This window comes from Streptomyces sp. NPDC042346 (assembly GCF_055581845.1).
The window spans coordinates 159,712-177,620 of record NZ_JBVJEH010000002.1 but is presented as its reverse complement, the minus strand read 5'-3'; the positions used below and the strand labels follow the sequence as shown (position 1 = coordinate 177,620).

12 protein-coding genes are annotated in these 17,909 nt (G+C 73.9%); 7 read left to right on the top strand and 5 right to left on the bottom strand.

Annotated elements, in window-relative coordinates; genetic code table 11:
- The first annotated feature begins 171 nt into the window (after positions 1–171).
- Positions 172–1,782 (top strand): MFS transporter, encoded by a 1,611-nt coding sequence (locus ACZ6K0_RS09440; protein WP_469234107.1) that lies wholly within the window; start codon positions 172–174, stop codon positions 1,780–1,782.
- A 90-nt stretch (positions 1,783–1,872) separates the two neighbouring features.
- Here the strand turns inward: ACZ6K0_RS09440 and ACZ6K0_RS09435 are convergent, their stop codons facing one another.
- A complete protein-coding gene (locus ACZ6K0_RS09435; RefSeq protein WP_469234108.1) occupies positions 1,873–2,607 on the bottom strand; it encodes a TetR/AcrR family transcriptional regulator in 735 nt (244 codons plus the stop codon).
- Between the two features lie 117 nt (positions 2,608–2,724).
- Between ACZ6K0_RS09435 and ACZ6K0_RS09430 the strand changes: the two genes are divergently transcribed.
- Positions 2,725–3,945 (top strand): saccharopine dehydrogenase family protein, encoded by a 1,221-nt coding sequence (locus tag ACZ6K0_RS09430; protein ID WP_376406388.1) that lies wholly within the window; start codon positions 2,725–2,727, stop codon positions 3,943–3,945.
- A gap of 97 nt (positions 3,946–4,042) precedes the next feature.
- Here the strand turns inward: ACZ6K0_RS09430 and ACZ6K0_RS09425 are convergent, their stop codons facing one another.
- The 3 genes from ACZ6K0_RS09425 to ACZ6K0_RS09415 all read right to left on the bottom strand — a co-directional run bounded on the left by ACZ6K0_RS09425 (position 4,043) and on the right by ACZ6K0_RS09415 (position 9,324).
- A complete protein-coding gene (locus tag ACZ6K0_RS09425) occupies positions 4,043–5,110 on the bottom strand; it encodes a CU044_5270 family protein (RefSeq protein WP_469234110.1) in 1,068 nt (355 codons plus the stop codon).
- Positions 5,107–5,763: an RNA polymerase sigma factor gene (locus ACZ6K0_RS09420; RefSeq protein WP_469234112.1), complete on the bottom strand. Its 657-nt coding sequence runs from the start codon at positions 5,761–5,763 to the stop codon at positions 5,107–5,109. The genes ACZ6K0_RS09425 and ACZ6K0_RS09420 overlap by 4 nt, the downstream gene beginning before the upstream one ends.
- Positions 5,764–5,871: 108 nt before the next feature.
- Positions 5,872–9,324 (bottom strand): AfsR/SARP family transcriptional regulator, encoded by a 3,453-nt coding sequence (locus tag ACZ6K0_RS09415; RefSeq protein WP_469234114.1) that lies wholly within the window; start codon positions 9,322–9,324, stop codon positions 5,872–5,874.
- A gap of 146 nt (positions 9,325–9,470) precedes the next feature.
- Between ACZ6K0_RS09415 and ACZ6K0_RS09410 the strand changes: the two genes are divergently transcribed.
- The 4 genes from ACZ6K0_RS09410 to ACZ6K0_RS09395 all read left to right on the top strand — a co-directional run bounded on the left by ACZ6K0_RS09410 (position 9,471) and on the right by ACZ6K0_RS09395 (position 14,637).
- Positions 9,471–10,634, top strand: a complete 1,164-nt coding sequence (locus ACZ6K0_RS09410) for an alkene reductase (protein ID WP_469234116.1) — start codon at positions 9,471–9,473, stop codon at positions 10,632–10,634.
- Between the two features lie 104 nt (positions 10,635–10,738).
- Positions 10,739–12,157, top strand: a complete 1,419-nt coding sequence (locus tag ACZ6K0_RS09405) for an amidase (protein ID WP_469234118.1) — start codon at positions 10,739–10,741, stop codon at positions 12,155–12,157.
- A 252-nt stretch (positions 12,158–12,409) separates the two neighbouring features.
- The gene (gene hppD / locus ACZ6K0_RS09400; RefSeq protein WP_376406376.1) at positions 12,410–13,543 is read left to right on the top strand and encodes a 4-hydroxyphenylpyruvate dioxygenase; all 1,134 of its coding nucleotides are present in this window, start codon (positions 12,410–12,412) and stop codon (positions 13,541–13,543) included.
- Positions 13,540–14,637, top strand: a complete 1,098-nt coding sequence (locus ACZ6K0_RS09395) for an alpha-hydroxy acid oxidase (protein ID WP_469234120.1) — start codon at positions 13,540–13,542, stop codon at positions 14,635–14,637. Before hppD ends, ACZ6K0_RS09395 begins: the two co-directional genes overlap by 4 nt.
- A 207-nt stretch (positions 14,638–14,844) precedes the next feature.
- On the opposite strand, the gene ACZ6K0_RS09390 is transcribed toward ACZ6K0_RS09395, so the two are convergent.
- Entirely contained in the window at positions 14,845–15,549 is a 705-nt protein-coding gene (locus ACZ6K0_RS09390) for a DUF5701 family protein (RefSeq protein ID WP_469234122.1), read from the bottom strand.
- A 289-nt stretch (positions 15,550–15,838) separates the two neighbouring features.
- On the opposite strand from ACZ6K0_RS09390, the gene ACZ6K0_RS09385 reads away from it, so the two are divergent.
- Positions 15,839–17,848 carry a SpoIIE family protein phosphatase gene (locus ACZ6K0_RS09385; protein ID WP_469234124.1) on the top strand — a complete coding sequence of 670 codons (2,010 nt, stop codon included), beginning with the start codon at positions 15,839–15,841 and terminating at the stop codon, positions 17,846–17,848.
- The last annotated feature ends 61 nt before the right edge of the window (positions 17,849–17,909 follow it).

The window sequence follows — 17,909 nt, the reverse complement described above, 5'->3', positions numbered from 1 at the left end:
GGAGGCGCCGGACGACCGGCCCTCCCGCCCTCCGACCGTTCTTCTCTGCCCCGGCGTACACCGCCGGGGCAGAGCCATGTGCGGGGGAGCCGCAGTATTTGCACAGGGATGGGCAATAATCTAATCTGCACATCAATGGGCAAGTAATTCGTCCTGCTAGGAGCCCCCCTCATGTCCCCCTTCCTGAAAACCCCCGTCGAGAAGACGGACGGGCCGTACGCGCGGCGCTGGTGGGCCCTGCTGGTCCTGTGCCTGAGTCTGCTGATCGTCGTCATGGCGAACACGTCGCTGATCGTGGCGGCGCCGGACATGACCCGAGACCTCGGTCTGAGCAGCAGCGACCTGCAGTGGGTCATCGACGGCTACACCGTCCCGTACGCCGCGCTGATGCTGGTGCTCGGTGCGATCGGCGACAAGTACAGCCGCCGGGGCGCCCTCGTCACGGGCCTGGTGGTCTTCGCGGCCGGCTCCGTCCTGGGCAGCCTCGTCGACGAGACCTCGTCCGTCATCCTGGCCCGGGCGATCATGGGCATCGGCGCCGCCGTCGTCATGCCGGCCACGCTCTCCCTGCTCGTCGCGATGTTCCCCCGCCACGAGCGCGCCCGGGCCATCACGGCCTGGACCGCCACCTCGGGCCTCGCCATCGCCGTCGGACCGCTGGTCGCCGGCTGGCTCCTGGAGGACCACGCCTGGGGCTCCACGTTCCTGATCAACGTCCCCTTCGCGGTCCTCGCCGTCGTCGGCGCGCTGTTCCTGGTGCCGCCGTCGAAGGCCGAGGGCATGGGCCGGATCGACTACGTGGGCGGCCTGCTGTCCATCGTCGCCGTCGGCGCCCTGGTGTACGCGACCATCGAGGGCCCGCACTTCGGCTGGGGTGCCGGCCCGGTCACCGCCGCCGTGGTGGCGGGCGTGAGCCTGCCGGCCTTCGTGTGGTGGGAGCTGCGGCACCCGCACCCCATGCTCGACGTCCGGAAGTTCCGGCTGCGCCCCTTCAGCGGCTCCATGCTCGCGGTGCTGTTCTTCTTCTTCGGAACCTTCGGCGCGATCTACTACGCGACGCAGTTCCTCCAGTTCGTCCTCGGCTACGGAGCGCTCGAGACCGGCGTGCGGCTGCTGCCGCTGGCCGGAGCCGTCTTCGTCGGCGCGGCGGCGACCGGGCGGCTGACCCCGAAGCTCGGCATGAAGGTCACGGTCGTGGCCGGCATGGTGATCGGCACGGCGGCCGTCCTCCTGCTCACCCGGATCGACACGGCCTCGACGTACAGCGACTTCCTCGCCCCGATGATGATGCTGGGCCTGGCGATCGGCCTGAGCGTCTCGCCCGCCACGGACACCATCATGGGCACCTTCCCCGAGTCGGAGCTGGGCGTCGGCGGCGGAGCCAACGACACCGCGCTCGAGCTCGGCGGTTCCCTCGGCATCGCGGTGCTGGGCTCCCTGCTCGGTACGGCCTACCGGGACGAACTGGCCGACCTGGTCGGCAACCGCCTGCCCGCCGCGGCGCTCCACACGGCCCAGGACTCCGTGGGCGCAGGCCTCGCCGTCGCCGAACGGGTGGCCCAGGACCCCGCCGCCGGACCCCAGCAGGCCCAGGCCCTCGTCGGCGCGGTCCACGAGTCCTTCGCCCACGGCGTCGCCGCGACGAGCCTCGTCGGCGGGGTCATCATGGCCGTCGGCACGGCGATCGTCCTCGTCGTCCTCCCCGGCCGCCGCCGCGCGGCACGGAACCTGCCGTCGGACGGGGCGGCGGAGCGCACCGCCGAGCGGGTCGACGCCGCGTAGCGAGGGGAGACCGCGCCTCCGCGGGCCGCGGAGGGAGACTACGTCTCCGCGGGCTGCGGAAACGGACTACGCCTGGGCCGCGCAAGCGGACTACGTCTCCGTGGGCCGCGCGGTCGCCCGCCCGGTCAGCCGACCGAGCCGGGCGGCCGCGCTGTCCAGGAGCATGTCCAGGGCCGCCGGATACGCGCTGTGGTTCATGCGTGCGGCCAGCAGGCCGGCCGTGGCGGCGATGTGCGGGTGCGAGGCCGCCGACAGTCGGGCGTAGGCCGATTCCCACATGCGCTCGTCCGCCTCGCGGGCGGCCGCGGGCAGGGCGAGCGAGGCCGCGTCCAGGGCGGCGAAGGCGAGGCTCTGGTCGATGAAGGCGTGGTAGATCCGTACCGCGTCCGGGTCCGGGAAACCCGCGGTCCGCAGCACGGCCAGGATCGCCTCGTCCACCGCCGTCTCCTGCTCCCGCCCGGTCACACGGCTGGCGGTGAGGACGGCGGCCTGCGGATGCGCGAGATAGGCGCCGTGGATGCGCAGACCCAGACGGCGCAGGTCGCCGCACCAGTCACCGGTGGGCGACCAGCCCTCCAGAGCCCGCCCGACGAGCTCCGCCCCGATCGCCAGGGTCAGGTCGTCCATCCCGGCGAAGTACCGGTAGAGCGTGCTCGGATCGGCGCCCAGCGCGAGTCCGAGGCGCCGCGCGGTGAGCCCCTCGCCGCCGTGCTCGGCCAGCATCCGCAGCGCCGTCTCCACGATCAGCCGCTCCGAGAGCACCGCGCCGTTCTTCGTCGGCCTCCGCCGTCTGCGCGCCGACTCCGGCACCACCTGCTTGCCCATGACAGGCTCCTTCCGCCGCCCGGGGCACCTTATGCCAACGCCATAGACGTTAGCGAGGCAACGGGGGTTTCATCGCCTGCACCAGAGGTCACACCTTCGGAGAGGGAGATTCCTGTCATGCGTGTACTGCTCGTCGGCGCCGGTGGCGTGGGCACCGCGATCACCCGGATCGCGGCCCGCCGCCCGTTCTTCGACCACATGGTCGTCGCCGACTACGACCTCGCCCGGGCCGAGGCGGCCGTCGCCGCCCTGGGCGACGACGCGACCCGGTTCAGCGCCTGCCGCACGGACGCCTCCGACGAGAAGGCGGTCGCCGCCCTCCTCACGGAGCAGCGCTGCGACGTCCTCCTGAACGCCACCGACCCGCGCTTCGTGATGCCGCTGTTCCAGGCCGCCGCCGCGGCCGGCGCGCACTACCTGGACATGGCGATGTCCCTCTCGCGCCCCCACCCGGAGCGCCCGTACGAGCTGTGCGGGGTCAAGCTGGGCGACGCCCAGTTCGCGCAGGCCGAGGAGTGGGAGAAGGCCGGGCGGCTCGCGCTCGTCGGCATGGGCGTCGAGCCCGGCATGTCCGACGTCTTCGCCCGCTACGCCGCGGACGAGCTCTTCGACGAGATCGAGGAGATCGGCATCCGCGACGGCGCCAACCTCACCGTCGAGGGATACGACTTCGCCCCGTCGTTCAACATCTGGACGACCATCGAGGAATGTCTCAACCCGCCGGTCGTCTACGAGGCCGGCCGCGGCTGGTTCACCACCGAGCCGTTCAGCGAGCCCGAGGTCTTCGACTTCCCCGAGGGCATCGGCCCCGTGGAGTGCGTGAACGTCGAGCACGAGGAGGTCCTGCTCGTACCGCGCTGGATCGACGCGGCGCGCGTCACGTTCAAGTACGGCCTCGGCGAGGACTTCATCGGCAAGCTCAGGACCCTGCACGCGCTGGGCCTCGACAGCACGGCCCCCGTCACGGTGGCGACGAGCCTCGGCCCGGCGGAGGTCTCGCCCCGCGACATCGTGGCGGCCGTCCTCCCGGACCCGGCGACCCTGGGCGACCGGATGACCGGCAAGACCTGCGCGGGTACGTGGGTCAAGGGCGTCAAGGACGGCGAGCCGCGCGAGGTCTACCTCTACCACGTGGTCGACAACGAGTGGTCGATGCGCGAGTACGGCTGCCAGGCCGTCGTGTGGCAGACCGCGGTCAACCCGGTCGTCGCCCTGGAACTCCTGGCCGCCGGCACCTGGTCGCAGTCGGGCGTCCTCGGCCCCGAGGCCTTCGCCCCGCGCCCCTTCCTGGACCTGCTCACCGCCTACGGATCGCCCTGGGGCCTGCGCGAGCAGTGACCCGGCAGGCGCCGGGGCGTCCCGCCGCAGGCAGGGCGGCGCGGCCACTGAGGCCACGCCGCCCCGCGGTACGTCGTACGTCCCCGGTCGCGACGGATCAGTCGGTACGGCCGGGCTTCTCGCCGGTCTTGTCCGTGATGCCGCGGGACAGGACGGCCGTCGTGGCGGTGACCTGGCCGGTCTTGGCCCACGGCGTGTCCTCGACCATGACGCCCCGCTCGCCGAGGAACTCCAGGGTGTTCTTGTCGAAGATCCACTCGGTCCGCTCGCCGGCGTGGACGCGGGCGACGGCGACACCGTGCCGGCCGGCCGCGTCGACGGTGTCGTCGACGACCGAGACACCCGGGATCCGGGCCGCGGCCTTGTACAGGGCGGCGCTCACCTTCGGCGGGGCCAGCTGCTCGCGCAGCAGGTCGCCGATGGTCACGAACGCCTCCTGGTCCGGTCCCGGTCCCTGGCCCCTCGTCTCGTCGTAGATCTTCTTCAGGAGCACGTCGGGGTCGGTGGGCAGCGACGCCAGGTAGCGGTACGTCGGGCTGTTCAGAGTGGGACGGGCATTGCCGACGGGCTTCACGGGCCGGCCGCTCTTGTCCACCGCGTCGGCCAGCGGGATGTCCTTGCCCCGCTCGCGGAGCAGGCCGGTCCGGCTTCCGTCGACCGAGAGCCAGACCGTGCGGCTGTGGGGCGTGTCCAGGCGCATCGTGGGGTCGACGTCGCTCTGGCTCGACCAGGCGACCGTGCTGGAGACGTACACGAACTGGTTGTCGCGGACGGCGGGCGCGGGTTTGGCGGCGGCGACGGTGGCGATGCGGTCCAGCAGCACCGCCGCCGGCGTCACCTCCGTCGTCCTCCGGTCCGTGCCCGGGGCCACGGCGGCGTTCGGGTCGGCGCCGGGCCGCGGGTCGAGTTGACCGCTCGTCGCCAGCGTCACGGCCAGGGCGCCCGCGGCGAGCGGAACCGCGGCGATCGTCAGACGGCGGACTCCGAAGCGGCGCTTGGCGGCCGGAGCGGCGGCCGGAGCGGCGTCCTGCCGGAACTCGCGCAGCAGCTGGTCCTTGAGGGCCTGGTGGTGGCGGCCGGGCCGGTCCCGCTCGGCAGGGACGGGCAACAGCCGGGCCATCTCCTCGCGTTCGGCCGGGGTGGGCCGGGACGGGGTGGTGCTCATCGGGCTTCCTCCTGGGTGGGCCGGACCGCGGGGGCGCGGTCACCATCTATCTGTCCGCGGCCCGGATCCGGGTTCCCGTTCGGTGACGAGGTCGGTGACGAGGTCGGTGACGAGAGGCCGGTTCCGGCGTACTTGTGGAGCTTCTTGCGGGCGCGGGACAGGCGGGAACGGACCGTCCCCACCGGGATGTCGAGGGCCGCGGCCGCGGCCGCGTAGTCCAGGCCCGACCAGATGCACAGGGCGACGACCTCGCGCTCCGGGCGTCGCAGCCGGGACAGCGCCCCCTGGAGCGCCGCCACCCGGCCCGCGTCGTCGATGCGGCCGACGAGGTCCTCGGCGAAGTCGGGGAACACCTCCTCGCGGGGAAGCCGGTTCAGGGCCGCCTCGTGGCGCCGGGCGGCCCGGCGGGTGTTCCGTACGACGTTGGTGGCGATCCCGAGCAGCCAGGGCCGCAGCGACCCGCCCTCCGGGTCCACCGACGCCCGCAGCCGCCAGGCCTCCAGGAACGTCAGCGACAGCACGTCCTCGGCCGCGGACCAGTCGCCGGTGAGCCGGAAGGCGTGGTTGTGCACCGCCCGGGCGTAGTCGTCGAAGAGAGACCCGAACGCGTCCGAGTCGCCCGCTCGTATTCGGGCACGCACACTCATGTCCATATCACCGGACTGTCCGACCGGCCCGAACGGGTTCCCGGAACGTGACGCACGCCACACCCACCCCGAGGGGCACGCGCGTGGCGATTCCGCCGCCGATCCGGCCCCGCGTCAGGCCCGGGCGGCCGCCGTGCGCACCGCCTCCGCGAGCGGCAGGGCCGCACCCTCGCGGAACGCGGTGGCGTACGCGGACTCGCCGAGCGCCGCCACGGCCGCCGCGGCGATGCGGCGCACATCGCCGCTCTCGGCCTCCGGGAGCGGCGCCCCCACGCTCCGCCGGGCCGCGTCCGCAGCGCCGAGGAGCAGCGCGGCGCGCGTACAGTCCGCCGCTTCGCCCGTGCCCGCCGCGACCCCCGCGACGCCTTCGAGGGAGAGCGCGAGCGCACGCGGGTCCGCAAGCCGCTCCGCGAACGCCAGGCCGTCCGCCTGATACGCGGACGCCTGCGCCACCTGACCACGGAGGGCGGCGACGAAGCCGAGCTCCACATGGATGAGGTGCTTTCCCGCCGTCGACGACGGGTACGCGTCCCGCATCGTCCGCAGGTGGTGCTCGGCGGCGTCGAGGTCGCCGGAGCGGCGTGCGCCGAGGGCGAGACCCATGAGCGCGAACACCTCCCCGAACATGTGGCCCTGCTCCGCCGCAGCGCGCCGGGCCTGCTCGTGCAGGACGCGGGCCCGCTCCCAGTCGCCGGCCAGGAGCGCGAGGCGGCCGAGGCCGCCGAGCCGCGCCGAGGCCTCCACCGCGAGGCCCAGGCCCTCGGCGAGGCGCAGCCCTTCGGTCTGGCGGGCGATGGCGGCGGCGTAGTCGCCCTCGATCTCGGCGAGCGCGGCGAGCACCGGCACGGTCAGCAGCTCGCCCCACCCGTCGCCGAGCTCACGGAAGGCCGAGGCGGCGTCGAAGCCGTCCTCCCGCGCGGTCCGCAGGTCTCCGGCAGCGAAGGAGGTATGGGCGCGCAGGGCCCGGGCCGCCGCGGTGCCCCACCGGTCGCTGGCCTCGGCGAAACGGTCGAGGGAACGGGAGTTGACTGCATGGGCCGTCGCCGGATCGCCCGCGTGGTAGAGGCCGTACGCGAACAGCCACAGCGCGCGACCCCGCCGCGCCGGGTCGGCGATGTCCGCCTCGGGACAGTCCGTCTCCGGTGCGCGCCCGCCCGTCAGCATGACGAAGGCGCCGAGGAGGACACGCGGTTCGGCAGCCACGTCGGCGGGAACATCGGCCGGGAAGGCGTCCACGACCGCGCCGAGGGTACGTCGCGCCTCGTGCAGCCGGCCCCGCAGCAGCCACCAGGGGCACAAGGCGGCGGCCAGGCGCGCCGCGGCGCCCGGCTCGGCCGTCCGCAGAGCGTGATCGAGGGCGGCGCGGACGTTGGCGGAATCGGCGTCCAGCCGTGCGAGACGGCGCCGCTGGCCCGCGCCGCGCAGATGCGGTTCGGCGTCCTCGGCGAACCGGCGGTAGTAGTCGGCGTGCCGATCCGCCACGGCTCCGGACTCGGCTGCCTCGTGGAGGCGTTCGCGCGCGTACGCGGCGACCGATTCGAGCAGGCGGTAGCGCGGGCCCTCGGCGGTCCGCGTCGCCGAGACGAGGGAGCGGTCGACCAGGCGGCCCACCAGGTCGACCACCTCGTCGCGGTCGATGCCGCCGCCCGCGCACACCGCCTCCGCCGCGTCCAGCGTGCATCCGCCGACGGGGACGGCGAGGCGGCGCAGGACGGCCTGCTCGGGGGCGTCGAGCAGGTCCCAGCTCCAGTCGATCACCGCGCGCAGCGTCTGCTGCCGGGCCGGGAGACCGCGCTGTCCGGAGGCGAGGACACGGAAGCGGTCGCCGAGCCGGGCGGCCAGTTCGCGCACGCCGAGGGCCCGGACGCGGGTGGCGGCGAGTTCCAGGGCGAGGGGGAGCCCGTCGAGGCGTCGGCAGATCTCCGCGACGGCGTCCCGCACCTCGCCGGGCTCGCTCTCGTCCGCGTCCTCGGAGCCGAACTCGGAGCTGTACTCGGAGCCGTATGCGGAGCTGTACTCAGAGCTGTACTCGGGTGCCGCCGCGACGGCCCGCTCGGTGAACAGCAGGGCCGCGTCGTCGGGGCCGAGGGGCGCGACGGCGTATACCGCCTCCCCGGGGAGGCGGAGCGACTCCCGGCTGGTGGCGAGCACGCGGACTCCCGGCGCGGTCCGCAGCAGGGACGCGGCCAGCTCGGCGGCCGGTTCGATCACGTGCTCGCAGTTGTCGAGGACGAGCAGGACACGGCGGTCCCGCAGCGCACCGTGCAGCGCGGCCGAGGCGCCGGCGGCACCGCGCGCCGACGACGCCGTGTCGCGGACGCCGAGGGCCGAGGCCACCGCCTGGACGAGCTCGTCCGCGTCCGAGCGGAGCCCGCCGAACTCGACGAACCACACGCCGTCGGGGACGGGGTGGTCGAGGCCACCGCTGCCGGGTACGGCACCGTCGGCCGCGTCGTCCCCCGCCTCGCCGCCCGCCTCGCCCCCCGGGGCGCCGCCCGGTTCGCCGCCCGCGTCGCGGGCGAGCTGCTCGGCGACGGCCAGCGCCAGCCGCGTCTTGCCCACTCCGCCGGGCCCGGTCAGCGTGACGAGCCGCTCGGTGCGGACGAGCCCGGCGACCGCCTCCCGTGCGGGGCCGCGTCCGACGAGCGTCGTCGGCGGAATGGGCAGGTGCTGCCGGCGGGGCGTGAGCGCCCGCGGGTCGGAGAGGACGGGCGGGGCCGTGGCCTCCGCCTCCATGACCTCTCCGACCTTCATGACCTCCCGGGCCTCCCCGGCCTCCCCGTCCGGTGCGGCACGGACGACGACCGGCGGCTCGTCGGAGGCCGCGACGGGTATCAGCCCCGCGTCCTGGCGCAGAATCGCCTCGTACAGCGCCGCCAGACCGGGACTCGGGTCGAGGCCCAGCTCGTCGGCGAGCAGGGTGCGGAGTTCCGTGTACGCGGTGACCGCCTCGCTCTGCCGGCCCGCACCGTACAGGGCCCGCATCCGCACGGCGCGCAACCGCTCGCGCAGCGGATGCCGGGTCACGAGACCGGCCGTCTCGCCGAGCAGCAGCGGATCCCCGAACTCCAGCCGGGCCTCCGCCTGTTCCTCGACGACGGTGAGCCGTTCCTCGGTCAGGCGCTGGACCGCGGGCCGTACGAACTCCTCGTCGGCGAAGTCCGCGTACGCGGGCCCGCGCCACAGGTCGAGGGCCTCGCCGAGCAGCGCCGCCCGGGCGCGCGGGTCGGCGACGAGCCGAGCCCGCGCCGCGAGCTGCCGGAACAGCCCGGCGTCGACCCCGGCAGGGCCGTCGTCGAGGCGCAGCCGGTACCCGGCCGGCTGGTGGAGCACGCGGTCGCGGCCGACGGCCCTGCGCAACTGGGAGACCTTGGCCTGGAGCGCGTTGGCCGGATTGCCGGGGGCGGCGTCGCCCCAGATGTCATGGACGAGGCGGTCGGCCGACACGGCCTGCCCGTCGTGGACCAGGAGGTCGGCGAGGAGCGCCCGCACCTTGGTCTCCGGCACGCGTACGGGTTCTCCGTCGGCGTTCCACACCGCCACTGGACCGAGCACCCCGAACCTCATGGATCCCGACCCTACACAGTGATGATCATCCGACCGTCAGCGGACCGTCAGCGGACCCGAAGCGTGCTCGGCGAAGGTCTGTTCAGCAGGGCTCGCCGCCCCGCAGAAGACCGAAGAGCCGAAGAGACGGATGAAGGAGCACGACCATGAGCACCACCACCGCGACCACGACCGCGACCGAGATCACGACCGCGACGGTTTCCCCGCAGGCCGACACGACCGGCGCCGCTGCCTCCCCGCTCTTCGAGCCCGCCCGCCTCGGCGCCCTGCGACTGCGGAACCGGCTGGTCATGGCGCCGATGACCCGGAACCGCGCGAGCGCGACGGGTGTTCCGGAGCCGATCATGGCCACGTACTACGCCCAGCGGGCCTCGGCCGGGCTGATCATCGCGGAGGCCGCGACGCCCAACGCGGTGGGCGCCACGTACCCCAACATCCCCGCCGTCCACGACGACACGCACGTGGCCGGCTGGCGCCGCGTGACCGACGCCGTGCGGGAGGCCGGCGGGCAGATGTTCCTGCAGCTGCAGCACGGCGGCCGGGTCGGACACCCGGAGACCACGGGGCACCACCCGCTCGCCCCGTCGCCGGTCCCGCTGCCCGACACGATCTTCACCCCGTCCGGCCACCAGGAGTCCGTGGTCCCCCGGGAAATGACGGTCGATCAGATCGAGTCCACCGTGGCGGACTTCGCCGCGGCCGCCCGTCGGGCGGTGGACGCGGGCTTCGCCGGCGTCGAGGTCCACTCCGCCAACGGCTACCTGCTGCACCAGTTCCTGTCCAGCGCCACGAACCTGCGTACTGACGGCTACGGAGGCTCCGTCGCCCACCGCATCCGCTTCACCCTCGAAGTCGTCCGCGCGGTCGCCGACGAGATCGGCCCGGAGAAGGTGGGCGTGCGCATCGCCCCCGGCGTCACCGCCAACGCCATGCACGAGGACGACGTCGACGCCGTCTACCCCGCCCTCGTGGGCGAACTGAGCGACCTGGGCCTCGCCTACCTGCACGTGGTCTTCGCCGACCCGGACCAGCCCCTCTTCCACGCCCTCCGCGCGGCCTGGCCCGGCACCCTCGTCGCGAACCCGGCCCTGCCGTGGCCCGGCCCGCTGCCCGCCGACGGCGGCCGCGCCGCCGGTGAGCGCCTCCTGGCCGCCGGTGCCGACCTGATCGCCCTGGGCCGGTCCTTCCTGGCCAACCCCGACCTCGTCGCCCGGATGCGCGCCGGCGCACCCCTCAACCCGATCCGGGACGCGCACCTGATGTACGTCGGCGGCGAGACGGGCTACACGGACTACCCGACGCTCGACTGAAACCCTCGGTGGATGCCCTCGCGTGTTACTTGTCGGTAGGCGATGATGGTGGACAACCATTCGACGGCGGACAGCCATTCATGCGGCCGGGGGCTGAAGTAGCGGTGACGACTTTCGGAGAAGAACGGACCACGGTGCACGCCTTCCGGGACGACGCGCTGGGGGAGCACGACGCCGTCGGTCTCGCCGACGCGATCCGGCGGGGCGAGGTCAGCGCAGCCGAGGTCGCCAGGGACGCCGCCGAGCGGGTCCGGTCGGTCGACGCGCGGCTCCACGCGGTCCAGGCGCACGTCGCCGCGCCGGCGCCCGCGGCCTGGGCGGGCGGAGCCTTCGCCGGGGTCCCCGCCTTCGTCAAGGACAACACCGACTACGTGGGACTGCCCACCGGTCACGGCAGCGCGGCCTTCACCCCGCGCGCGGCACGGCGGAACGCGCCGTTCACCCGGCAGTTCCTGAGCAGCGGCGTCACGGTGCTGGGCAAGACCCGGCTGCCCGAGTTCGGGTTCAGCCCGACCACCGAGTTCGAGGGCGCCGAGCCCGTGCGCAACCCGTGGAACACGGGCTACTCGTCAGGAGGTTCGTCGGGCGGCAGCGCGGCGCTCGTCGCCGCCGGGGCCGTGCCGATCGCCCACGCCAACGACGGCGGCGGTTCCATCCGCATACCCGCCGCCTGCTGCGGACTCGTCGGCCTCAAGCCGACCCGCGGCAGGGTCGTCCCGAACGCCCAGAGCCGCCAACTGCCCCTGGACCTCGTGTCCGACGGCATCGTGAGCCGCTCGGTGCGGGACGCCGCGGCCTTCCTCGCCGACGCCGAGAGGTTCTGGCGCAACCCGAAGCTGCCGCCCCTCGGCCTGGTCGAAGGCCCTTCGGAACGGCGGCTGCGCATCGGGTACTTGCGGGACTCACCGAGCGGTGTCCCCTCCGACACCGTCACCGGGGACGCCGTCGCGGAGACCGTGGAGCGGCTCGAACGGCTCGGACACACCGTGCAGCCGGTGGAGTTCGCCATCGACCCCCGCTTCACCGACGACTTCCTCACCTACTGGGGACTGCTGTCGTTCCTCATCGGCTCCACCGGCCGCACGCTCGGCCCGGACTTCGACCGGCACCGCATGGACGGCCTCAGCCGGGGGCTGCGCGAGGAGTACCTGAAGCACTGGAAGGGCACTCCGGGCGTGGTGCGGAGGCTCAAGAAGACAAAAGAGGCGTACGCGGCGGGATTCCGTGGACTCGACCTCGTCCTCTCCCCGGTGCTGGCCCACACGACACCGCCGATCGGCCATCTGAGCCCGGCCGTTCCCTACGCGACCCTGATCGAACGGATCCTCGCGTACGTGGCGTTCACCCCCGTCGACAACGTCGTCGGAACGCCGTCGATCTCGCTGCCCTCCGCGAGCGCGACCGAGGACGGCCTGCCCATCGGTGTCATGTTCGCCGGCCGTCCCGGCAGCGAACGGACCCTGCTGGAGGTCGCGTTCGCCCTGGAGGCGGACCGCCCCTTCCGGCGGATCCAGGACGCGTGACACCGCGGTCGGCGACGGTGCGTCGTCCTGTCGTCGTCGCCGATCCGCGCATGACTTCCCTTCCGGGAGACGGTGCCGGGCGATTCTTCCGGTGACCTTCGGCGACGCGCCGTTCCCCAAGAGGGTGGCCATGATCGGTGCGAGCAGTCAGGATTGCCTCGACCACGTCGAGACACACGCGACCGAACGCGCCCCACGAGCGTCGCGGAAGCGAACTGCCCGCACCGTCCCCGGACATAAGGACCCGTCGTCATGGCCCAGCCCGCCACTCCTTCCCTCTCCTCGCTGCTCGTCAGCCATGTGGAGCTGTACGTCACCGACGCCCGTGCCGCCGCCGAGGCGTTCACCGGCGGATACGGATTCCAGGTGTTCGCCACCGCCGAGCGCACCGGCGCCGAGGGCGCGAGCCGCTCGCTGGCCCTGCGGCAGGGCGACATCGTCCTCGTGGTCACCCAGGCCCTCGACGCCGCGCACCCGGCCGCCGCCTACACGGCCGTCCACGGCGACGGCATAGCCGACATCGCCCTCACCACCGCCGACGTGCGTGCCGTGTTCGCCGAAGCCGTCGCCCGCGGGGCGACCCCGCAGGCCGCGCCCGCCGACCACGACGGCGGCTGGGGCACCGCTCGGGTGGCCGCCGGATTCGACGACGTACGCCACACCCTCGTCCAGCGTCCGCCCGCCGGAGCCGAGGCGCACGGCACGCCGCTGCCGCTGCCCGGCTTCACCGCGGTCGCCGAACTCGCCCCGTCCGTCGCCGAGTCGCCCGCGCTGACCGTCCTCGACCACGTCGCCGTCACCGTCAGGACGGGCGAACTCGCCGCCTCCACCGGCTACTACGAGCGGGTCTTCGGCTACGAGTCCGTCTACGAGGAACTGATGGTGCAGGGCAGGGAGGCCATGGACTCCAAGGCCGTCCGCAGCCCCGCGGGCGACCTCACCTTCACGGTCCTCGCCCCCAGCCCCGACCATCAGGCGGGCCACATAGGCGACTTCCTCGCACGCCACGGCAGCGGCGGCGTGCACCACCTCGCCTTCGCCACCGAGAACATCGTCGAGACCGTCGCCCGCCTCGACAAGCGCGGCATCGTCTTCCTCTCCACCCCCGACGCCTACTACGAGGCACTCGCCGCGCGCCTCGACCTGAGCCGCCACTCCATCGAGGAGCTGCGCGAGCCCGGCATCCTCGCCGACGAGGACCACGCGGGCCAGCTGTTCCAGATCTTCACCCGCACCGTCCACCCCCAGCGCACCCTCTTCTACGAGATCATCGAACGGATCGGCGCCGACACGTTCGGCGGCGGCAACGTCCGCGCGCTGTACGAGGCCGTCCAGGCCGAGAAGGCCGAACACGACGGCAACACCCGCGCGGAGAACGCCCAGTGACCCCCACCGCACTCGACGGACTGCTCACCCCCGCCGACGCGGAGGCCCTCGCGGCCGACGTGCTGCCCGCCGGTGTCGAGCGGTTCATCGCCGGCGGCGCCGGAGGCGAACTCACCCTCGCCGCCAACCGCGCGGCCTTCGACCGGCTCCACCTGCTGCCCCGTGTCCTCGCCGACGTCTCGGCCACCCGCACCGCCGCCACCCTCCTCACCGACCCCGCCGCCCTCCCCGTGGCCGTCGCCCCCATGGCCTACCAGCGCGCCGTCCACCCCGACGGCGAACTCGCCGCCGCCCGGGCCGCGTTCGCCGCGGGCATCCCCTTCACCGCCTGCACCTTCAGCAGCACCCCGGTCGAGGACATCGCCGCGACCGGAGCCACCGTCTGGTTCCAGCTGTACTGGCTGCGCGACCGGGCCCACACCAAGGAGCTGCTGGCCCGCGCCGAAGCCGCCGGGGCGAGCGCCCTGATGCTGACCGTCGACACCCCGTACATGGGCCGCCGACAGGCCGACATGCGCGGCGCCTTCACCCTCCCCGAGGGCGTCTCGGCCGTGCACTTCGAGCGCGGCCGAGACGGGGTTCCGCACGGCGCGCAGGACGGCGTCAGCGCCATCGCCGCCCAGACCGCCGGCGTCGTGGACCCCTCCCTGTCGTGGAACGACCTCGACTGGCTGCGCGACCACACCCGGCTGCCGCTCGTCCTCAAGGGGATCCTCGACCCCGCCGACGCCGACCGGGCCGCCGCCCTCGGGGTCGACGGCATCGTGGTCTCCAACCACGGCGGCCGCCAGCTCGACGGCGCACTGGCGGCGCTCGACGCCCTCCCGGCGGTCGTCGACGCCGTCGCCGGCCGCAGCCGGATCCTTCTCGACAGCGGCGTCCGCACCGGCACCGACGTCCTCAAGGCCCTCGCCCTGGGCGCCTCCGGCGTCCTGCTCGGCCGCCCCGTGCTGTGGGGGCTCGCCGCCGGGGGAGAGGCGGGCGTCGCCAAGGTCCTCACCCTGCTCCGCGAGGAACTGGAGAACGCCCTCGCCCTGGCGGGCTGCCCCGACATCGCCTCCGCCGCACGGCTCCGTACGGCGCGTACGCCCTAGGGGGTGTCAGGACGACCTTCGCCATGTGCCGCTCCCCGCTGAGGACCACGCCGGTCCCACGGTACGGGCGCGGGGGCGAAAACGCCGGGGTGCGGGGGCAGTTGAGGTGGTCGTGGACACAGAACCGCCCCGGTAGTACGGGGGAGTCCACCGGGGCGGTACGTCTTCCAGTGTAGAGGAGTGCGCGCCCGCGGGGGCGCCGATCGCTCAGGTCCGGGGCCCCCGGCCCGTGGCCGAGCCGAAGCCCAGCCAGGTGTGACGGTTGCCCCACCAGCACCAGCCGACCTTCGGGGCGTTGCGCCGCTCGCGGCCGTCCCGCCCCGTGCCGTTGCTGATCCAGATGGCCGGGGTGCGGGCGTCCAGGGAGCCGTTCGCCTTGCGCAGCCGGGAGCCGATGGTCATGAAGCAGCGGTTCCGTTCGAGGGCGGCCGGCTGCTGGAGCACCCAGTGGATGCCCTCGGTGAGCAGGAGCGGGGTGCGGTCCTCCTTGGCGAGGGCGGGAAGCGCCTCCTCCGGGCTCCAGTTGGCCATGTGGTCGCCGCGGTCGAGGCCGGTGACCACGTAGAAGGGCGCGTCGGGGAGCTCGATGTCGTACGGGGCGAAGTCGTCGACGTCGGGCATGTCGACGACCACGAAGCCGGGCTTGTCGTCGCGGCGGAGCAGCGGGGCGAGCACGGAGGCCGGGGCGCGGTCCGGGTGGACGACGAGCAGAGCGCCACCGTCGCCGTCATCGCCGCCGCCGGAAGTCGCTTCGGCAGCGGCCGAGGCGGCCGCTTCGGCGGCGAAGGCCCGCAGCGCGTCGGCGGAGACCCCGGCGATCTCGTGCACCCCGAGCTCGATCAGGCGCTCGGCCTGCGCGTCGAGCTGCGGGAGCGAAGGCACGGTGGTGGCGGTGGACGACGTGTCGGGCAAGGTACTCCTCGGGTGGAGGCGGAGGCGGGGACTTGGAGTGAACGGCAGGGTCTGCGGGATTGTTCCCGCCACGACGGACGTTCTCTCGGACTGCGGATCAACAGCCCTGCCGTCGGCCGTCCCCGGTCCGGTCACTCGATTGGTTCGACCCGCCTCGCCGCCCCGCCGTCGCTCCAGCAGGCTGGAACCCGCGGCGGCGTGGCTACGGGCTACGCGGATCAGGAGGACGGTGAGTGAAGGGCGCCACCGTGGTGACGACGGACCCGGACCGAGCCCCGGCGGACCCGCGATGAGCTCCCTCGGACCGGGCACGAATCCCGCGCGGCCCCTGGACCCGGCGGTCTTCGACGGCGCCGTCGCCGCGGTCGCGCTGCTCGCGGGTCCCGAGGGCCGGCTCCTCTACACGAACGCCGCCTTCACGACGATGTTCGGCGCCCGGCAGCTGGGACTGCCCGCCCGGCAGACGTTCCAGGACCCCGACGGCTGGCGGTTCCTGTCGGTCCTGGACGAGGTACGGGCCACGGGTCGGGCCCGCCAGGTCACCGGGGCGCGCGAGCCCGACCCCGCCGCTCCCGCGCAGGCGCGGTACTTCGTCTACTCCTGCAGCCCCGTGGCCACCGCCGAGGGCGAGGGGATCCTCGTGGTGGCGATGGACACCACCACCGAGACCTTCGCGCTCCAGCGGTACCAGGCCCTCGTCTCCGCCGTGTCGGTGATGGTGTGGGTCATGCACGCCGACGGGACCATGGAGGAGATCGTCCCCGGCTGGGAGCAGCTGACCGGCGTCCCGTGGCATCCCCGCGCCGACGAGGGCTGGTACGCGCACATCCACCCCCGCGATCGCGACAGGCTCGGCGCGTGCTGGCGCGAGGCGGCGACCCGTGGCCCCGGCGGCGTCTTCCAGTGCACCTTCCGCGTGCGCGCCGCCGACGGCTCGTACCGCCATCTGTCCACGCGCAGCGTCCCCGTCCTCCGGGAGGGCCGGGTCGCCGAGTGGATCGCCGCCACCGTCGACATCGAGGACACCTGGCGCGCGCAGCTGCGGGAACGGCTCCTCGCCCGGGTCGCGACCGTCACGGGGCAGAGCCTGGGGGAGGCCTTCGGCGAGGTCGTGAAGATCGTCGTCCCCGAACTGACCGACGCCTGCCTCATCCTGCTGCTCTCTCACGAGGAGTGGCCGCTGCCCGAGCACGCCCGCGTCACCGCCCGGCGGGTCGCCTCCGCCACCCGCCCCGGACTGCCGGCGCCACCGGCCCTGCTCGGGCAGAGCGTCACGGTCTCCCGGACGGTCCGCGAGGTCCTGGAGCTCCGCGTCCCCCGCACCTTCGGCATCCCCGCCGGCGGCTCCGTACCGGCGGAGCTCCTGCCGGCCGTCACGGAACGGTGGCTCGCCGCCTCGGGAGCCACGAGCGTCACCCTCATCCCGCTGGTCGTCGACGACACCGTCCTCGGCTACGCGGCCACCAGCACCAACGGCGACACCCCGACCCTCGGCCCGACCGAGACCGACCTGCTGCGCGAGGTCCTCCACCACGCCCAGCAGCCGATCCGCAAGGCCCTCGACCTCCAGCGCGCCCGGCGCACCGCGCTCGCCCTCCAGCGCGCCCAGCTCACCCGGCCGCCGACCGTCCGCGGTGCGATCCTGGCCGCCTTCTATCAGCCGGCGAGCTCGGCCAACGAGATCGGCGGGGACTGGTACGACGCGTTCGTCCTGCCCGACGGGACGCTCGTCCTCGACGTCGGCGACGTCGTCGGACACGACCTCGCCGCGGCCACCGCGATGACCCAGATGCGCAACATGCTCCGCGCCCTCGCCTACAGCCGCGGGCCCGGCGCCACCCCGGCGGACGTGCTCGCCCGGTTCGACGAGGTCGCCGAGGGTCTGGGCGCGGCGCCCTTCGCGACGGCCGTCCACACCCAGCTGCGGCGGCTGCCGGACCTCCGCTGGTCCTTGAGCTGGTCCAACGCCGGTCACCCGCCGCCCCTGCTCATCCCGGCCGACGGCGACCCGCTCTTCCTCAACGGCACGGAGGAGGACCTGCCGCTCTGCGTCGACCTCGGTGTCCCGCGCAGTACGCACACCCGCGTCCTCGGTACGGGGGACACCCTCCTGCTCTACACCGACGGCCTGGTCGAGACGCCCCGGGCCTCGCTCACCGACGGACAGCGGCGACTGGCCCGCGAGGCGGCCCGGCACCGTCACGCGGCACTGCCCGAACTGCTGCACAACCTCCAGGGCCTCTCCGACCACCGCGACGACACCGCGATGATCGCCTTCCGCGCCGACCCGTCCGAGTAGCCGTAACGGCGCAAACCGCAGATACTGCCCGAAACGGCCAAGATCGGCCCTCGGGACGGAG